General features: G+C 57.4%; 14 protein-coding genes and 1 pseudogene. 7 read left to right on the top strand and 8 right to left on the bottom strand.

Features of this window, described 5'->3' with window-relative positions:
• Nucleotides 1-430: 430 nt before the first annotated feature.
• Nucleotides 431-1,684 (top strand): ribonucleotide-diphosphate reductase subunit beta, encoded by a 1,254-nt coding sequence (locus FEZ62_RS03765; RefSeq protein ID WP_069901822.1) that lies wholly within the window; start codon nucleotides 431-433, stop codon nucleotides 1,682-1,684.
• 151 nt (nucleotides 1,685-1,835) lie between these two features.
• Here the strand turns inward: FEZ62_RS03765 and FEZ62_RS03760 are convergent, their stop codons facing one another.
• On the bottom strand, nucleotides 1,836-3,338 hold the full coding sequence (locus FEZ62_RS03760; protein ID WP_172926855.1) for an aldehyde dehydrogenase family protein: 1,503 nt from the start codon (nucleotides 3,336-3,338) through the stop codon (nucleotides 1,836-1,838).
• A 179-nt stretch (nucleotides 3,339-3,517) separates the two neighbouring features.
• Here FEZ62_RS03760 and FEZ62_RS03755 point away from each other — a divergent pair, with 179 nt between their 5' ends.
• Nucleotides 3,518-3,967, top strand: a complete 450-nt coding sequence (locus FEZ62_RS03755) for a MarR family transcriptional regulator (RefSeq protein ID WP_172926854.1) — start codon at nucleotides 3,518-3,520, stop codon at nucleotides 3,965-3,967.
• A gap of 398 nt (nucleotides 3,968-4,365) precedes the next feature.
• Nucleotides 4,366-4,794, top strand: a complete 429-nt coding sequence (locus tag FEZ62_RS03750; protein ID WP_069901818.1) for an organic hydroperoxide resistance protein — start codon at nucleotides 4,366-4,368, stop codon at nucleotides 4,792-4,794.
• Nucleotides 4,795-4,938: 144 nt separating this feature from the next.
• Here the strand turns inward: FEZ62_RS03750 and FEZ62_RS03745 are convergent, their stop codons facing one another.
• Nucleotides 4,939-5,868 (bottom strand): LysR family transcriptional regulator, encoded by a 930-nt coding sequence (locus tag FEZ62_RS03745; RefSeq protein ID WP_172926853.1) that lies wholly within the window; start codon nucleotides 5,866-5,868, stop codon nucleotides 4,939-4,941.
• Nucleotides 5,869-5,975: 107 nt separating this feature from the next.
• On the opposite strand from FEZ62_RS03745, the gene FEZ62_RS03740 reads away from it, so the two are divergent.
• The gene (locus FEZ62_RS03740; RefSeq protein WP_172926852.1) at nucleotides 5,976-7,163 is read left to right on the top strand and encodes an MFS transporter; all 1,188 of its coding nucleotides are present in this window, start codon (nucleotides 5,976-5,978) and stop codon (nucleotides 7,161-7,163) included.
• Nucleotides 7,164-7,213: 50 nt separating this feature from the next.
• On the opposite strand, the gene FEZ62_RS03735 is transcribed toward FEZ62_RS03740, so the two are convergent.
• The 3 genes and pseudogenes from FEZ62_RS03735 to FEZ62_RS03725 form a co-directional block, all read right to left on the bottom strand.
• A complete protein-coding gene (locus FEZ62_RS03735; RefSeq protein ID WP_172926851.1) occupies nucleotides 7,214-7,849 on the bottom strand; it encodes a glutaminyl-peptide cyclotransferase in 636 nt (211 codons plus the stop codon).
• Between the two features lie 35 nt (nucleotides 7,850-7,884).
• The gene (locus FEZ62_RS03730) at nucleotides 7,885-9,102 is read right to left on the bottom strand and encodes an HTH domain-containing protein (RefSeq protein WP_172926850.1); all 1,218 of its coding nucleotides are present in this window, start codon (nucleotides 9,100-9,102) and stop codon (nucleotides 7,885-7,887) included.
• Nucleotides 9,103-9,353: 251 nt separating this feature from the next.
• Nucleotides 9,354-11,312: pseudogene (locus FEZ62_RS03725) on the bottom strand (EAL domain-containing protein); the annotation flags it as partial.
• Nucleotides 11,313-11,942: 630 nt separating this feature from the next.
• On the opposite strand from FEZ62_RS03725, the gene FEZ62_RS03720 reads away from it, so the two are divergent.
• Nucleotides 11,943-12,338 carry a hypothetical protein gene (locus FEZ62_RS03720; RefSeq protein WP_172926848.1) on the top strand — a complete coding sequence of 132 codons (396 nt, stop codon included), beginning with the start codon at nucleotides 11,943-11,945 and terminating at the stop codon, nucleotides 12,336-12,338.
• Between the two features lie 84 nt (nucleotides 12,339-12,422).
• Nucleotides 12,423-12,689: a hypothetical protein gene (locus FEZ62_RS03715; RefSeq protein ID WP_178115802.1), complete on the top strand. Its 267-nt coding sequence runs from the start codon at nucleotides 12,423-12,425 to the stop codon at nucleotides 12,687-12,689.
• 9 nt (nucleotides 12,690-12,698) lie between these two features.
• On the opposite strand, the gene FEZ62_RS03710 is transcribed toward FEZ62_RS03715, so the two are convergent.
• Both FEZ62_RS03710 and FEZ62_RS03705 read right to left on the bottom strand, forming a co-directional pair.
• Nucleotides 12,699-12,995 (bottom strand): hypothetical protein, encoded by a 297-nt coding sequence (locus tag FEZ62_RS03710; RefSeq protein WP_172926847.1) that lies wholly within the window; start codon nucleotides 12,993-12,995, stop codon nucleotides 12,699-12,701.
• 404 nt (nucleotides 12,996-13,399) lie between these two features.
• Complete coding sequence (locus FEZ62_RS03705; protein WP_172926846.1) at nucleotides 13,400-13,825, bottom strand: hypothetical protein; 426 nt, start codon at nucleotides 13,823-13,825, stop codon at nucleotides 13,400-13,402.
• 162 nt (nucleotides 13,826-13,987) lie between these two features.
• Here FEZ62_RS03705 and FEZ62_RS03700 point away from each other — a divergent pair, with 162 nt between their 5' ends.
• A complete protein-coding gene (locus tag FEZ62_RS03700) occupies nucleotides 13,988-15,055 on the top strand; it encodes an FUSC family protein (protein ID WP_242454870.1) in 1,068 nt (355 codons plus the stop codon).
• A 44-nt stretch (nucleotides 15,056-15,099) separates the two neighbouring features.
• Here FEZ62_RS03700 and uvrB read toward each other — a convergent pair whose 3' ends face one another.
• Nucleotides 15,100-17,115, bottom strand: coding sequence for an excinuclease ABC subunit UvrB (uvrB, locus tag FEZ62_RS03695; RefSeq protein WP_172926845.1), 2,016 nt, complete (start codon nucleotides 17,113-17,115; stop codon nucleotides 15,100-15,102).
• Nucleotides 17,116-17,206 lie beyond the last annotated feature (91 nt).

The following is a 17,206-nucleotide window of genomic DNA, read 5'->3' as shown; positions in this document are numbered from 1 at the left end:
CTGAGAGGCATCCGCGTTGTTGCCGACTGGCCCTGCCCCCTCACGTACAGATGTACGCTCAGGGTTCAGTGCCAGCCGGCGCCTAACGGCTACTCTCTCAGCAGCACGCTGCATTTGTAGTGATGCGGGTGAGATCAAGAACACGAAAGCATTTTGGTTTGAGTGCACTTGCAGATGCAGTTGAGTGATTCAAATCAAGGTGCTTTGTCAGACACAAGAGCACTCTGCTGGCGCTGCATTTCGCGGCAGCAGCTATACACGACGTGAAGCGCCTAGCGCTTTAAGCTTCGAGTCAGGGACTTGCGAGCGGAGTTCAGGCAAGGCAGACGCGGTTGAGCGGGTGGCGTACAAGAACCCGCGATTATCGCGTTCAACGCAGTCTGGGCTATGCGCAGCAGGCCCACGAAATTTATATCTTAAGGAGCCGACTATGTTGAGCTGGGACGAATTCGATAAGGAAGACGGCGCAGAAACTGCAGCCGCCAGCAGCAACGCTGCTGCCTCGATGGCAGACATGAACATCGACAAACTGGATCAGGTTGGCGACGCTGCTGCCCAAGAAGCCCGCGCAGTCTCGGCTGACGACAGCGCTGCAATCGCACGCGCCAAAGCTGCACTGGACGAGCTTGACGTGGCTGAAGGCCTGGCCGAACTGGAAGGTGCCTCGGCCCGCGTCGCGGTTGACGAGAAGCGCATGATCAACTGCCGCGCAGACTTGAACCAGCTCGTACCATTCAAGTACGACTGGGCCTGGCAGAAGTATCTGGACGGTTGTGCAAACCACTGGATGCCGCAAGAAGTCAACATGAACGCCGACATCGCGTTGTGGAAAAGCACCGACGGCCTGACCGACGACGAGCGCCGCATTGTCATGCGAAACCTCGGCTTCTTCTCCACCGCCGACTCGCTGGTTGCCAACAACCTGGTGCTGGCTGTTTACCGCCTGATCACCAACCCGGAATGCCGCCAGTACATCCTGCGTCAGGCGTTCGAAGAGGCGATCCACACCCACGCTTACCAGTACTGCATCGAATCGCTGGCCATGGATGAAGGCGAGATCTTCAACATGTACCACGAGATTCCTTCGGTCGCGAAGAAAGCGTCCTGGGGCTTGAAGTACACCCGTTCGATCTCCGACCCGACGTTTGATACCGGCACCGTCGAGACCGACAAAGAACTGCTGCGTAACTTGGTGGCTTACTACTGCGTACTGGAAGGCATCTTCTTCTACTGCGGCTTCACCCAGATCCTGTCGATGGGCCGCCGCAACAAGATGACCGGCGTTGCCGAGCAGTTCCAGTACATCCTGCGTGACGAGTCGATGCACCTGAACTTCGGTATCGACGTGATCAACCAGATCAAAATCGAAAACCCACACCTGTGGGATGCGCAGATGAAAGAAGAAGCCACGCAGATGATTCTGCAGGGCACTCAGCTTGAGATCGAATACGCACGTGACACCATGCCACGCGGCGTACTGGGCATGAACGCGGCAATGATGGAGGACTACCTCAAGTTCATCGCCAACCGCCGCCTGACCCAAATCGGCCTCAAAGAAGAGTACCCGGGCACCACCAACCCGTTCCCGTGGATGAGCGAGATCATGGACTTGAAGAAAGAGAAAAACTTCTTCGAAACCCGCGTGATCGAGTATCAAACGGGCGGCGCGCTGAGCTGGGATTAATCAGCTCACTCGCTGAAAGTTGAGAGCCCCGCCTGAGTGCGGGGGTTTTTGTTTCTGCTACGCAGCTAACGCGTAAACCCAAGACAGGCAAACGTTGCAGCCTGAAGTTGGTGGATGAACACTGCTTCATCCACCCTGCTCTCTTGCGCCGTTAGCGTTTAACGCCCAGATCGGTTTGGGTCATGCGGCTGCGGACAGTAAATACACCATCGCCGGAAAGAATGGCACTGCGCGCGAACAGGCGGCCGTTCTCCCAGTTGGAAAGGCCCAGCTCCGGCTTGTTCAGCGCGTACTGGCCGTCTACCCAGCGGGTGATGCCGTTGCCCACGAAAGGCGCATTCACCTGCTCGTAGAAATGCGCATGTGCCTGCGCGCTTTCACTGATCAGCGACACGGTGAACTGCGGGCTGTAGCTATTGAACAAGCCAATGCCATGGTCCAGATCATCGACGATTTTGAGGCTGACTTCCGGCGTTTCTTCCCATTCCCACTCGCGGCCCAACTGATTTTCAGGCAGCAGTTCAACTTGCTTCTCGGTGCGATAGCCTTCGGCGCGATAAATCTCGACGCTGGCGCTCAACCAATCGGCTGGCAGATACGATTCGCTGCCTTCAACTACGTGCAGCTTGCAGGCCTGGCCTCGGGCCGCACCGGCCTCTTGCAAGGCGGCAAGGAAAAGCGGAACCAATTGCGCCGCGCGGTCACGGTGAATCAGGCAAACATTCAGGGTGTTGCAGACTTTGCGGTCGAGCGAGTTGCGCACCACGCTGGAGAAGCGCTCAGCATCAGCGTCATGGTTGGCAATCAGCCAGGCGCCGCCTGTACCGTGCAGGCTGACATCCGTGCCGGCCTGCTGGGCAATGCTGCCCAACTGACTGACCGCACGGCCCGAGCCACGGGCAACGGCCAGCGATAAACGCCGGTCGGCAAACATTGCCCAGCCCGCGGCGTGGTTGACGCTTTCGACCAGTGATACGGCGCCGACAGGTAACCCGGCTTCACTGAGCGCAGGATTAAGCGCATGGCTGACAATCGCTTGCGCCGTGCCCAAGGCGTCGCTGCCAATGCGCAGCACCGCGGTGTTGCCCGTGCGCAAAACACCGGCGGCATCGGCAAATACATTGGGGCGGCCTTCAAACACGAAGGCGACAATGCCTAATGGCGCCATCACTTGTTCGACCTTCCAGCCGTCATGCTCAACACAACTCAAGACCTTGCCACGTGTTGGCGCAGCGTCTCGCCATGCACGCAAGCCGGCGATCATGTCGCGGCGCATGGCCTCGTTGGCGAGCAACCGGGTAGTTGAACGGCCTCGCGCCTTGGCCTTTTCAATGTCAGCCAAATTGGCGGCTTCGATCAGCGCCCATGTTTCAGCGGATTCCAGACGCTGGGCAAACAGATCAAAGAATCGACTGATGTCCGCATCTGAAACGGCCGACATGGCCTTGAAGGCCAGCTGCGCCCGCTCAATCGCGACAGCTGCCGCTTGCTGGTCAGCCACGGGGATCAGCAGCAACTCGCCGCTGGTTTGCTCCACCAACAGGTGGTCACCCGGCTGGAAACGAGCGGCCAATTCGGCACTGACCAAAGAAACACGATTACCGGCGTAAGGTATCGGTGTACCGGCGATGAGACGTTCGAGCGCGAGAGCCATGAAGCAATTTCACCATTCAATGAGCGGGCTCGTAATGTATAGGAATCACTTTATAGCGTCATCTGACCCGGCATTTCGTTCGGCTGCGTATGCCGCTTTCACGTATGCCGGTAATAACTTGGCACTCTGTTAATTTGCGCGTTAAATTGTTGCACACACCTGCGTCATTCGAGGCCCTCATGAAAACCCCAGACTCCGACGTCGAACTGCATCTGGACAGCCAGTTGTGCTTCGCCCTCTACTCCACCTCGCTGATGATGACCAAGGTCTACAAACCCTTGCTGCAGGAACTCGGCCTGACCTACCCGCAATACCTGGCCATGATGGTGCTCTGGGAAGGCGACGGCATCACTGTCGGCGAACTCAGCACCCGGCTGATCACCGATCCGGGCTCGGTAACGCCATTGCTCAAGCGCCTGGAAGCAGAAGGATTACTCGCCCGCACCCGCAGCAGAACTGACGAGCGTGTGGTCGAGTTGCACCTGACAGAAAACGGCCGTGCACTGCGCGAGAAGGCCAAAGCAGTTCCCGCGTGTATCGTGCGCGCTAGCCAGCAGACGGTGGAACAGTTGCAGTCGCTCAAACAAGATTTGATCGTGCTGCGCAAGAGCCTGCAAGACGCTCTCTGAGCCAAGCGGCCGCGCCCTGCGGCTGCATTCACCTGCCTGACATTGCCCACGCAAACGCCCAGATCGCCTGCGTGCCAGGCGGAACCACTGCGTATCGTGCAGCAGCGACTATCATTCAAATGCTTGGCCAGTGCACGCTCGAAGCGCAGGGTTCTGCTCACCCGTGACAACCTGAAAGAGCCAAAGCATCTGGCTTAATAGCCGAATACTCTAAAATATATATTGCGCACTAAATAATTGAGCGCTAATGTTTGCCCATCGAATTTGATTAGCGCGCAAGAATCTGGCTCGCAACAAATCGAATGCTACCGATGAATCCAACCCTGGCGGTTAATCATTGGATAGCACAGAACCATTTCAGTTCGGCACCCCGAACACACGTGAAGAGGAATACTGCTATGTCGATCGAAACCATTGCTTATCGCGCTTACGCCGAAGCCACAGGTGGCCGTGACGGCCGTGCCATCTCTTCCGATGGTGTGCTTGATGTTGCCCTGACCACGCCAAAAGAACTCGGTGGCGCGGGCGGCCAAGGCACCAACCCGGAGCAACTGTTCGCTGCCGGTTACTCCGCTTGCTTCATTGGCGCCATGAAGTTCGTCGCCGCCCGCGATAAGCTGGCGATTCCAGCGGATGCCTCAATCGAAGGCGTGGTGGGTATCGGCGCCATTCCTGACGGTTTCGGCATTGAAGTTGAGTTGCGCATCAGCCTCCCGGGCGTGGACCGTGAGCAAGCACAACTGCTTATCGACCGGGCGCACATCGTTTGCCCTTACTCAAACGCCACCCGTGGCAATATCGACGTCACCCTGACGTTGGTCGATTAATCAAAGCGTAAGTGGCCGGAGTGCTTACCCAAAGCACTCCGGTCACATTTACATTCAGCGCTGAGCGCTGCTTTACAGCGCCACTCCGGCTGATGGCGGGGCCCTGCATAAACACTTGATGGGCCCCGTTATATTCTCTCGACTCTATATCGCGCCGGATCGACCTGACGGGGTCAGGCAGGCGCTGAGCATTTCCAGCATCGCACTGACTTTCGGCAGTTTCTCGCGGCTTTTCAGCCACACCAGATTGAGCGGCAGGCCATCAGTGGCCAACTGCGGCAGCACTTCAACCAGAGTACCCTGATCAAGGTGATGCCTGACCAGCCAGGTTGGCAGTTGCGCGACACCGTGCCCTGCCAATACCGCCATCACCTGGCCTTCTCCATCGCCGACAGCAATCCGTGCCGGGAGCACCCGTTGTTCCATCTCACCGGGCTGGGCTCCGGCAAAATACCAGGGCCTTAGCAAACCATCGGTCGCACCGTAGCTGATGCATTGATGCTGCTCCAAGTCGCGATCACTCTGCGGTTCGCCGTACTTGCGCAGATACGCAGGGGCGGCGCAGAAAATCAGCCTTTGCATGCCGAGAAATCGTCGACCCAACGTGGCCGGCCACGTATCTGCGCCGCCAATGCGCACTACAATATCGACGCCCTCCTCGACCAGATCGACGAATCGATCGGAGAACGATATATGCGGATTCAACAACGGGTGATCTTCAACAAACTGCAGAATCGCCGGTAGCGCATGCAGGCGACCATATGAGGCAGGCAAGTCGATGCGCACTTTGCCACGGGGCTCTTCGGCCTCGGCATGCAACGCCAGCTCGGCCTCTTCCAGATTGGCCAGCACGCCTGCGCAGGTGCGATAAAACTCGACACCGGCGTCGGTTAGCGACAAGCGCCGCGTGGTTCTGTTGAACAGCCGAACCCGCAGGCGGCTCTCCAGCCGGGCAATGCCTTTACTGACCGCAGAACTGGTCAGGTTCAAGCGCTCGGCAGCAGCCGTGAAGCTGCCGACATCGGCCACACAAACAAACACATCAATGCCTTTGAGCCGTTCAGACGAATACATCGTCGCCTCATTTGAGAATTTAATTCATAACAATTAATAAATTTAAGCCTGAATCAGCATTAAATTCTCTAATAAGCTGACTCAAATTCTTCTTTGAGTAAAGGTTTATGCAAACCTCGACGCTGACGCCGAGCGCAATCACGCCAGATACCTCACGCACAGGCTTACAGATTCTGATCATGGCGGTGGCCGCGTTTGTCATCGTGACCACAGAATTCCTGATTGTCGGCCTGCTGCCTGCGCTCGCGCGTGACCTGAACATTTCCGTCGCGCTAGCAGGCCAGGTGGTCACGCTGTTTGCCTTTACCGTCATGCTGTTCGGGCCCGTGCTAACCGCCAAGCTGGCGCAGGTTAATCGCAAGCACCTGTTCACCGGTATTCTGCTGATTTTTGCGGCTTCCAACGTGCTGGCCGCGCTCGCCAGCAATTTCTGGATATTGGCGCTGGCACGGTTTATCCCGGCGCTGTTTCTACCGGTTTTCTGGGGCACGGCCAGCGAAACAGCCGGACAATTGGCCGGGCCAAGCAAGGCTGGTAAAGCAGTCGCCAGGGTTTATCTGGGCATCTCCGCAGCGCTGGTGTTCGGTGTGCCGCTGGGCACCCTTGCGGCAGACTCAGTGGGCTGGCGCGGTAGTTTCTGGATTCTGGCGGCGCTGTGCTTGCTGATTGGCTTGCTGATGCACCTGTGCATGCCGACGTTGCCCTCATCGCCCAAACGCGCAGCAGGCGACAAGCAAACGGCGATTCTCAGGGAGCCGCGCTTTCTCGCCCACGTGCTGCTCTCTGTCGTGGCCTTTACGGCTATGTTCACGGCCTACACCTATCTGGCCGATACATTGGAAAGCCTCGCGGGCATCCCGGCCAGTCAAGTTGGCTGGTGGTTGATGGGCTTCGGCGCTATCGGCATGATCGGCAACCAGATTGGCGGCAACATGGTCGATAAAAACCCGCTCGGGGCAATGCTGCTGTTCCTGCTGATTCTTGGCGCGGGCATGCTCGCTGCTGTGCCATTGGCCACAAATTCTATTGGGCTGGTGATCGCACTTATCGCCTGGGGCATTGCCTACACCGCCCTGTTTCCGGTGTGTCAGGTGCGCGTCATGCAAGCAGGCGCCAAGGCTCAGGCGCTGGCGGCAACGATGAATATTTCGGCCGCCAACGCCGGGATTGGTTTGGGCGCAATTTTTGGCGGCCTGGGTATCCGCCATTTTGGCTTGGCGTCGCTGGGCATTATTGCCACCGGCATTGCCGCCCTCGGCGTGGTCATTGCATTGCTGATGCTGCGCCGCCAGTAACCGCTCTAACACGCAACGGTGGGCGAAGTGCCCACCGTTGCGCTGACTCGTCATCCGTGGGGTCGACGCACTACCCGTACTTTGCCGCTGTTTCCTCCGCCGCAAAAGAACAGCTCGCCGCCATCCGACTCAAGCCCGGAAACACCAACGCCCTCAGGCATGACCACGCGTTGCAAGACTTCGCCCGACTGTGGATCGATCTGGCGTAGCTCGCTTTCATCACCCTCCCAGGTCCCGTGCCACAGCTGGCCATCGACCCAACTCACGCCGGTGACGAAGCGATTGGAGTCGATGCTGCGAATCAATTTGCCGGTTTCGGGGTCAATCTGGTGGATCTTGCGCTCGCGGTACTGGCCCACCCAAAGCGAGCCCTCTGCCCACGCCAATCCCGAATCCTCACCGCCTCCCGGCGCGGCAATACTGGCCAGCACCGCGCCGGTTTGCGGGTCGAGTTTGTAGATCTGTGTTTCCGCGATCTGATACAGATAGCGCCCGTCGAACGCCGTACCCGCATGAGCCGCAATATCCAGCGAGCGGAGGATGACACCGCTTTGCGGGTCGAGCGCATTGAGTTTTGCACCAGTCGCGACCCACACATGCGTGCCGTCGTAACTCACACCGTTGACGTGATCAACACCGGGGAAATCGGAAAACTCACGAACAATTTCAGCACTGGAACGTTTCATCGCTTAAAACCTCATCAGTGATCGAGAAGTCCAGATTAATCAGTTGCCAATGAGACCGGGAGTAACAAGGTCGTCGCGAATCGCGGCACCGGTGAGGTGATCCAGCGACGCGCTCTGCCATTGCCGATTGGCTTGATCAGCCCGGACGTCTCCAATGCATCCAGTGCCCGCTGCACACTGCGCTGGCTGATGCCCAATGCCATGGCCAAGGCCGAGCTGGACCAAGCTTGCGCATCACTGAGCAATGCCAATATGGCGCCGTTTTTGTCAGTGACAGGTCGCGCCAGCACCGCGATTTCAGCAGCGCGCGGCTGCAGAACAAAACCGTTGGCAGTCGCCTTGATCGCGGCCATTTCGCCTAACAAACCGCGGAGCCGGCCGATCTCTACGCGCAGTCTGGCGCGGTGGGTTTCATCACTGAAGGTGCCGCGAAATGCGCGCTCATAAAGCGCTGCCCGGGCAATATCCGCAGGCCACGCCTCAGCCAGAGCATACGCCAGCGCAAACAACACGGGCCGGGTGGCCAGTGATACCCGTGTTCGCGAGTCGCTGATCGCATAGCAACAGGCATCAACCACCAGCGCCGAAGAGGCATGCAGCGCTTCTACCTCATCAAGCAACAGCGGCTGCGCCTGTCCGCCTTTCATCAGCCGGGCAACTGGTTGATTGATCACCCGCAAGGTGTTTTCCACCTCACTCACCAGTGCCGCAATAGCCGATTGCCGCGCAGAATGCAGCGCCCGCTCGAGTGCGTCGCGTGCGGGCTGCGCCTGTAAGCGCCGCATGGCAATGCCCGCAACAACCAACTCACAGGCTGCTTTCAGGGCCGCTGACAAACGCCTGCCATCAAGCTTGGCCAGCGCCTGCTGTGCCTCATCCAACCGGCCGAGCAATAGCCAGCGTCTGGCTTGCAGGTAATACGTGTGCGCCGCATTTTCAAAATCTGCATGAGCCTCCAGAGTGGCCCGCGCGTTCAGCAAGGCCTGAGTCGGCCAACTCAGATCTCTGTCGGCAAGGGCGACTTCGGCCTCAGCCACTGCGCAGCGTGCACGAGCCATTGTCTCCCGGGGCGAAAACGTCTGACAGGCTTTGCGCAGCAGTATTTTGGCCCGCGCCAAATCTCCCAGCTGTGCCATGGCAATGCCGCGCAACGCCAGTGCCGGCGCATCGTCACGCAAGGCAACCCGATTCAGCGCGCCTAACGCATCGCCCGCCGCCAGTGCCTGCGCCGCCGCTGTAATCAGTGAATCCATTGCTTCGCACCACGCCCGCAATCGTTTCGCCAGAGCCTTAGCAGAAAAACTCGTCGTGCATCATTCAAGCAGCGATTGCCGCCACGCTCCAGTTGTTGGCAGGCACGTGATGCAACAGGCTCACAGCAAAACGGGGACGGGCCCGGTCGTTTGCTGACCAGAACCGTCCCCGTCTCTTTGCTTGCATCATCAACTGCAGCCGGCTCAGCAGCTTTCAGACTGGTCCGATTCAGATCGATATGAGCGAAACTTTACCCAGCTGCCACAGCATCATTAGCCATTGCGGTGTTTGCAGCCAAACTGTTGATCAACTTGTTTGCTGGCATGGGCCGGCCGAGGAAATATCCCTGTAAGGTGTCGCAACCCAAACGCGTCAACAGTTCCTGTTGGCCAGTGGTTTCCACACCTTCAGCCACGATTCGCATGTCGAGGGTTTGCCCCAGCGCGATGATCGCTGAAACGATTGCAGCATCATCATTGCCTTGCGCCAATTCAGTGACGAAACCACGGTCGATTTTCAGCTCATTGGCGGGCAACCGCTTGAGGTACAACAGGCTGGAATAGCCGGTGCCAAAATCATCGATGGAAATACTCACGCCCAGTGCCGATAAACGATTAAGCACCTCAAGGCTGGCCTCGGCATCGCGCATGGCGGTGGACTCGGTCACTTCCAGGACCAGATATCGCGCATCGAGTGAATGCCGCGTCAAAGCGTCACGTACAACATCGACCAAGCTGGTATGGGCCAACTGAACTGTCGATAGGTTTACCGCTACGCTCCAGCTGGTATATCCCTCGTCATGCCATTGGCGCATCTGCCGGCAAGCTTCATCAATCACCCAGTTGCCAATCGGAATAATCAACCCGCTTCTCTCTGCGAGTGGCAAGAAAATATCGGGTTGAATCAGGCCATGCTCAGGGCTTTGCCAGCGCAACAGCGCTTCGACGCCTACCATCGGCCCTTTCGGTGCGAGCATTTTTGGTTGGTAGTGCAAAAGGAATTCATTGCGTTCAACAGCATGGCGCAACTCTTGTTGCAGCTGCATCTGCTCGTGCGCGTTGGCGTTCATCTTGCTCTCAAAGAAGCAGTATCCATTACGACCGGTTTCCTTGGCGTGATACATCGCCGCATCGGCGTTAATCATCAGATCGTGCGCGGTCTTGCCATCATGCGGGAATAGTGCGATGCCAATGCTTGCACTCACATTGAGGGCGTTACCGGCGATGCTGTAAGGCTTGTTGATGGTGTCGATCAAACGTTGCGCCAATGCCGCTGCGTCTTCAGGAGCGCTCGGATCAATCAACAACACGAACTCGTCACCGCCTATGCGCGCCACCGTATCTTCAACCCGCTTGGTATTCAGAATCCGCTGTGAAACTTCCATAAGCAGGCGGTCACCCGTGTGATGCCCATAAACATCGTTGACCGCTTTAAAGCCATCCAAGTCCATGAACAGCACCGCAAAGGGGTAACGCTCGCGTGCTGACTTATTGATCGCCTGTTCCAGGCGGTCGTTAAGCAGCAGTCTGTTCGGCAACTTGGTCAGGGTGTCATGCAGCGCCAACTGCAAGAGTTCGCTGTTGGCCCGGTCCAGGGAGGTGGCGAGGATATTGGTGCGCACATCCAGCATCGAAATAATCAGAGCAATGGCAAACACAGCCAGGCTCACAACAATCACCAGCACCGCCAACCACTTGGTATCAATGCCACTGTTCGCCGCGCCGCAGAAACTCCCCACCGGGAACTGCGCAGCCGCCATACCGGTGTAATGCATACCGACAATGGCGCAGCCCATCACCAGCGATGCACCAATACGCGCGTAGGTATTCTTTTTGCTGTCACTGCGCAGGCGGAAGGCAATCCACAACGATGCCCACGAAGCGAGAACGGCAATAACAATCGACAACACAAACAGCCACGGGATATAGACCACGCCTGGCGTCATCATCATTGCGGCCATGCCGGTGTAATGCATGGCGGCGATGCCTGAGCCCATCAACAAGCCGCCAACCCCGAGCCGCACGCCGGGAAGATTGTGCTGGCAAACCAGCCACAGCGCAAAGGCCGAGGATACGATAGCGATCAACAACGACAGCACTGTCAGCGTGACGTCATAGCCCAGCGGGATGGGCAAACTGAATGCGAGCATGCCGATAAAGTGCATCGACCAAATCCCAAAGCCCATCGCAAACGAGCCGCCCGCCAACCAGAGCGCAGATGATTTGCTGTATTGGGACGTGCCCGTGTGGGACTTGCCCGTGCGGGACGTGCCTGTAGAGGACGTGCCCGTTCGGGACATGCCAGTAGAGGACGTGCCCGTGTGGGACGCCCCTCTGGAACTGGAAACACGCCCAGCCATGTTCAGGGCAGTGTAAGACGCGAGAATGGCAACAATCAGAGAAAAGATGACAAAAACACTGTTGTAACTGCTGGCAAGCATGAAACACCTATTGGGTGCAGACGACGAAACGGCACCATTGACATCAAATAGCCACTATATACGCAACACCATTGCCAATCCCACAAAATTTACAGTGTTTTTTTAACGCCGAAAACTGTGCAATAGAGGCCTCGTCGGGCATATCGGCCTGCGCCTTGATTTGCTTTATTGAAGATTATGCAAAAGCGATCAACGGTAGAAAATCAGCCATTTCTCGGGGTGACTCAATGCTATTGGCCTAACAGCGAGTTGCTGTTGCTGGCGCAGATCACAGTTTTGCAAGCCTCTGGCAGTGGCACGCCTTGTGTAGGCAATTGTGTGATTGCAGTTAGCCCTCGCCAGCGCTGCAATCTCTAGAATTGGCGCATCGAGTCAACGACTATCGCGCTGATTTTCAGCATGGATTTACTCCACAAGGATTGTGCAATGCTCCACCTCCACGCGCTCTGTCTCACTTTTACCGGAATAATCACCGCCTGCCTGGCTGAACGAATTGGTGCTACGGGCATAGACAAATCGTTAATCCAACCGCCAATGGGCTCGGCCAGCATGGGGCTTACAGAAATCAAGGCGGTGAGTATTGAGCGCCGGTTGAGCCAGGTTGGCCGGAATACTCAGTTACTGACGCGCTTGATCGCCAAACCCGGACATAGCCACGAACCCAGTCATTTTATTGCCGCAGCCAAGACGCGCCATGAACGGGTGAGCTTTAATGTGACGTCGATTAAAACCATGCCGGCCCCTCATCCGGGTTATGTGCCAGGCGCGTTGCTGACGCTGCGCATCGGAATTTGATCACCGGCCAGCGCCCTGCATAGCTAATTAGCGGGCAAGGCGTATACTCGCGCCCCCTATTCCCCCAGCGCCTGCCGGATCATCATGACCACAAAACAACCGCCCGCCCAGTCACTCGAGCCCCAAGCGATTTCGCCGGAGGTCGCTATCAACGAGTCGACGCCTGAAGCGATTGGCGAACCCAACAGCAAACCGGTTATTCCTGCCTTCAAATTCCCGTTCTCACCCGCCACATTTGCGCCGGGCAAGAACGACAATCAAGCGTGGCACGGCAAAGGTCATAAATCCGCCCACGAAAAGAAGATCGGCCCCGCACCAAACGGCACCCGTCGCTCAATGGGCAAACGTTAAGGTCTGCATTCACGGCCACACACCGCGCGGATTGCCGTCATCCAAGCGATGTTTGAGGTTTATGTCGGAGGATGGAATCCGCATCGCGATTTGCGTCATGGCGGCGGGACTGTGTTGCGCGGATTGGCTTTGAGTTTTGGCGGTGCGGGGTTTTGCGTTGGTCTGCTGATTGGGCGATTGCATCGCCATGACGGATTGCGGTGCTGCGCACGCTATCCATCCTCCGGTTTTTCGATTTTTCGGTGTTCCGGATTTGGGTTCCGGTTTGAATATGGAGGATGGAATCCGCAACGCGGCTTCCGTCATGGCGGTGGGGCTGTATTGCGCGGATGGGCTTTGGATTTTTGGCGGTGCGGGGTTTAGCGTTGGTCTGTTGATTGGGCGATTGCATCGCCATGACGGATTGCGATGCTGCGCACGCTATCCATCCTCCGGTTTTTCGGTTGTCCGGATTTGGGTTCCGGTTTGAATGTGGAGGATGGAATCCGCATCGCGGCTTCCGTCATGGCGGCGGGGCTGTGTTGCGCGGTTTGACTTTGGGTTTTTGGCGGTGCGGGATTTTACGGTGGTCTGTTGATTGGGCGATTGCATCGCCTTGACGGATTGCTTTGCTGCGCACGCTATCCATCCTCCGGTTTTTCGGTTTTTCGGTTGTCCGGGTCTGGGTTCCGGTTTGAATGTGGTGGATGGAATCCGCGTCGCGGCTTCCGTCATGACGGCGGGACTGTGTTGCGCAGATTGGATTTGGGCATTTGGGCTGTGCGGGATTTTGCGTTGGTCTGTTGATTGGGCGATTGCATCGCCTTGACGGATTGCGGTGCTGCGCACGCTATCCATCCTCCGGTTTTCGGTTTTTTCGGTTGTCCGGATTTGGGTTCCGGTTTGGATGTGGAGGATGGAATCCGCATCGCGATTTGCGTCATGGCGGCAGGGCTGTGTTGCGCGGATTGGCTTTGAGTTTTGGCTGTGCGGGATTTTGCGTTGGTCTGTTGATTGGGCGATTGCATCGCCATGACGGATTGCGGTGCTGCGCACGCTATCCATCCTCCGGTTTTACGGTTTTTCGGTTTTTGGATCACCGGTTTCGGTTCTGGGTTGAATGTGGAGGATGGAATCCGCAACGCGGCTTCCGTCATGGCTCGCCACCGGTTATACGGGGTCGGCATATTATCGGCCGGCGATAAAATGTCGCTGCGCAACGCATCGGCGTTTGGTGGCTGATCGGCTTTGGGCTACGGTTTGCAGATGGACTTTAGTACTCTGAACGTCCGACCCTTGAACATCGAACAGGCGGCGATTTGCACACTCTTCGTATCCGCACTTTTTTGCACAAACTGGTTCGCCCGGTTACTGATCCGTACCGGCGTTATCGCAATGCGCGTTATATTCATGCGGGACGTATTTCGGTCGGGTTGCTGGTATCCATTTTGCTCACCACCGGCATCAGTGTGCCCCACGGTGAATGGGCTTCGGTGACTATGCTGGTGGTCATTGGCGGCTTGCAGCATCACGGCAATATTCGCCGCAAGGCCGCAGAACGTGCGGCAGGTACGCTGATCGGCGCCGGTTTGGGCTTGCTGTTGGCTATCCAGCACGACTACCTGCAAATGCCAGTGCTGACGTACACCTTGATGTCGCTGTGCTGCGGCGTGTTTGCCTATCACGCCATCGACAAGGGCGGCTACATCGCCCTGCTATCGGCCATCACCCTGTTTATCGTCGCCGGGCATGGCGATAATCCGCTGAGCATAGGCATTTGGCGCAGCCTGAATATTCTGATTGGTATCGTCCTGGCGCTGCTGTTTTCGTTTGCTTTGCCCCTCTACGCGTTTTATTCCTGGCGCTACAACCTGTCGGGCGCACTGCGTGATTGCGCGGCCATTCATAGCCGGATTATTTCCGGCAAGCCGGTAACGGGCGATGAGCATCAGGCGATTCTCAATCGCCTGAACAAGACCATGGTGCAACTGCGTTCATTAATGCCATCGGCGGCCAAGGAAATGCACATATCCATGACCCGAATGGACGCGATTCAGCGCAGTTTGCGCATGTGCATCAGCACATTGGAAATTCTCGCGCACACCCGACCGAATGACGAACAAGGTTTGGCGTTATTGCAGTCCGCGCTGGGCGCAGAGAATCGCAGCATCAGACGCTTATTGGTGGGCATGGCGCGGGCACTGCGCATCGGCTCGGCGAATGCGATCAGCAAGCAACGCCATCCGCTGGAAAAGCCGCTGCACTTTGAGGCCGACACCATTTCCAGCCTGGGCGGCTACATACTGCTGACGCATGAGTTGTCGGCAACACTTGAAGGCATGCGTGAACAACTCGCCGATACCGCGAAAAAGTGGAAGGCCCACTAAGCGCAAACACTGCGCGGGAGAAACCTCCCGCGCAGTAAAAGCGATCAAACCTGCAATAAGCGGTCGCGCAATTTCTGTATCTCGTCGCGCATTTGCGCCGCAGCCTCAAACTCCAGATCGCGTGCCAACTGGTACATCTTCTCTTCCTGCTGACGAATCCGCTTGGAAATCTCGCTCGGCGAGCGCAGTTCGTTTTCGTAGCGCGCCTGCTCCTCTGCCGCTTTGGCCATGCCTTTGCGCTTATTGCTGCGCGAGCCCGGCACCACAGCGCCTTCCATGATGTCTTTGACGTCCTTGAACACGCCCTTGGGCACGATGCCGTTTGCCGTGTTGAAGGCGATCTGTTTGTCGCGACGGCGTTCGGTTTCGCCGATTGCGCGCTCCATGGAGCCAGTCATGCGGTCGGCATACAGAATCGCCCGGCCGTTGAGGTTCCGCGCGGCACGACCGATAGTCTGGATCAATGAACGCTCGGAACGCAGGAAGCCTTCCTTGTCGGCATCGAGAATCGCCACCAGCGAGACTTCCGGCATATCCAAGCCTTCACGCAGCAAGTTGATCCCGACCAGCACATCAAACGCACCGATGCGCAGATCACGAATAATCTCGACCCGCTCAACCGTGTCGATGTCGGAGTGCAGGTAGCGAACCTTGATGCCGTGATCGCCGAGATAATCGGTCAGATCTTCGGCCATGCGCTTGGTCAGTGTGGTCACCAGCACGCGCTCACCGATCTCCACGCGCTTTTGGATTTCTGACATCAAATCATCAACCTGCGTCAGCGCCGGGCGCACCTCAATTTCCGGGTCGACCAGACCGGTCGGCCGCACCACTTGCTCAATCACCCGTCCGGCATGTTCAGCTTCATACGGTCCGGGCGTTGCCGAGACAAAGATGGTCTGCGGGCTGGCAGCTTCCCACTCCTCAAAACGCATCGGGCGGTTATCCAGCGCCGACGGTAAACGGAAGCCGTAGTTGACCAGATTCTCTTTGCGCGAGCGGTCGCCTTTGTACATGGCGCCTACTTGCGGCACGCTCACGTGCGACTCATCGATCACCAGCAGGGCTTCGTCCGGCAGGTAATCGTAAAGAGTTGGCGGCGGCATGCCCGGCCCGCGACCGGACAGATAGCGTGAGTAGTTCTCGATGCCGTTGCAGTAGCCGAGTTCGAGAATCATCTCCAGATCAAACCGTGTGCGTTGCTCAAGGCGCTGCGCTTCGACCAGCTTGTCGGCGCCGCGCAGGTACTCGAGGCGCTCTGCCAACTCGACCTTGATCTTGTCGATCGCCTCCATCAACGTTTCGCGAGGCGTTACGTAGTGGCTCTTGGGGTAAAAGGTGAAGCGCGGCATTTTGCGAATCACTTCGCCGGTCAGCGGATCAAATGCCGAAATGCTCTCCACCTCATCATCGAACAGCTCAATGCGCACCGCTTCGAGGTCCGATTCCGCCGGAAAGATGTCGATTACATCGCCGCGCACCCGGAACGTCGCACGGGCAAAGTCCATGTCGTTGCGGGTGTATTGCAAGTCGGCCAGACGGCGCAGCAGTTCGCGCTGATCCATGCGATCGCCACGGTCAACGTGCAGGACCATCTTCAAGTACGACTCGGGGCTGCCCAGACCGTAAATGCACGACACGGTGGTGACGATGATCGCGTCTTTGCGCTCCAACAGCGCCTTGGTCGCCGACAACCGCATCTGCTCGATATGGTCGTTGATCGAGGCATCTTTCTCGATGAACGTGTCGGACGCCGGAACATACGCCTCGGGCTGGTAATAGTCGTAGTAGGAAACGAAATATTCGACTGCGTTGTGCGGGAAGAAACTCTTGAACTCCCCGTACAACTGCGCGGCCAGGGTTTTATTCGGCGCCAGCACCAGCGTCGGGCGCTTTACCTGAGCAATTACGTTGGCAATGCTGAAGGTCTTGCCCGAGCCGGTCACGCCGAGCAGGGTCTGGTGAGAAAGCCCAGCCTGGAGGCCCTCGACCATCTGCCGGATTGCTTCCGGTTGATCACCTGCAGGCTGAAAACGGGTGACTAATTCAAACTCAGACATAGCAAACCTCGACAAACGGTTGTGACGCGACCCAATAGAGTACGTCATAACGAGGGTCTATTGCCGTTTCTGCGTCAACTGGCGTTAACGC

The sequence above is a fragment of the Pseudomonas sp. MS19 genome, assembly GCF_013277615.1.
In the GTDB taxonomy this organism is placed as follows: Bacteria; Pseudomonadota; Gammaproteobacteria; order Pseudomonadales; family Pseudomonadaceae; genus Aquipseudomonas; species Aquipseudomonas marincola.
The sequence above is the reverse complement of the archived record's forward strand: the minus strand, read 5'-3'. Positions and strand labels throughout refer to the sequence as shown.

What these genes read in the sequence shown, in the direction of transcription:
- FEZ62_RS03765 (WP_069901822.1), top strand. Translation starts at nt 431, where the DNA reads ATGTTGAGCTGGGACGAATTCGATAAGGAAGACGGCGCAGAAACTGCA.
- FEZ62_RS03760 (WP_172926855.1), bottom strand. Translation starts at nt 3,338, where the DNA reads ATGGCTCTCGCGCTCGAACGTCTCATCGCCGGTACACCGATACCTTAC.
- FEZ62_RS03755 (WP_172926854.1), top strand. Translation starts at nt 3,518, where the DNA reads ATGAAAACCCCAGACTCCGACGTCGAACTGCATCTGGACAGCCAGTTG.
- FEZ62_RS03750 (WP_069901818.1), top strand. Translation starts at nt 4,366, where the DNA reads ATGTCGATCGAAACCATTGCTTATCGCGCTTACGCCGAAGCCACAGGT.
- FEZ62_RS03745 (WP_172926853.1), bottom strand. Translation starts at nt 5,868, where the DNA reads ATGTATTCGTCTGAACGGCTCAAAGGCATTGATGTGTTTGTTTGTGTG.
- FEZ62_RS03740 (WP_172926852.1), top strand. Translation starts at nt 5,976, where the DNA reads ATGCAAACCTCGACGCTGACGCCGAGCGCAATCACGCCAGATACCTCA.
- FEZ62_RS03735 (WP_172926851.1), bottom strand. Translation starts at nt 7,849, where the DNA reads ATGAAACGTTCCAGTGCTGAAATTGTTCGTGAGTTTTCCGATTTCCCC.
- FEZ62_RS03730 (WP_172926850.1), bottom strand. Translation starts at nt 9,102, where the DNA reads ATGGATTCACTGATTACAGCGGCGGCGCAGGCACTGGCGGCGGGCGAT.
- FEZ62_RS03720 (WP_172926848.1), top strand. Translation starts at nt 11,943, where the DNA reads ATGGATTTACTCCACAAGGATTGTGCAATGCTCCACCTCCACGCGCTC.
- FEZ62_RS03715 (WP_178115802.1), top strand. Translation starts at nt 12,423, where the DNA reads ATGACCACAAAACAACCGCCCGCCCAGTCACTCGAGCCCCAAGCGATT.
- FEZ62_RS03710 (WP_172926847.1), bottom strand. Translation starts at nt 12,995, where the DNA reads ATGACGGAAGCCGCGTTGCGGATTCCATCCTCCATATTCAAACCGGAA.
- FEZ62_RS03705 (WP_172926846.1), bottom strand. Translation starts at nt 13,825, where the DNA reads ATGACGGAAGCCGCGTTGCGGATTCCATCCTCCACATTCAACCCAGAA.
- uvrB (WP_172926845.1), bottom strand. Translation starts at nt 17,115, where the DNA reads ATGTCTGAGTTTGAATTAGTCACCCGTTTTCAGCCTGCAGGTGATCAA.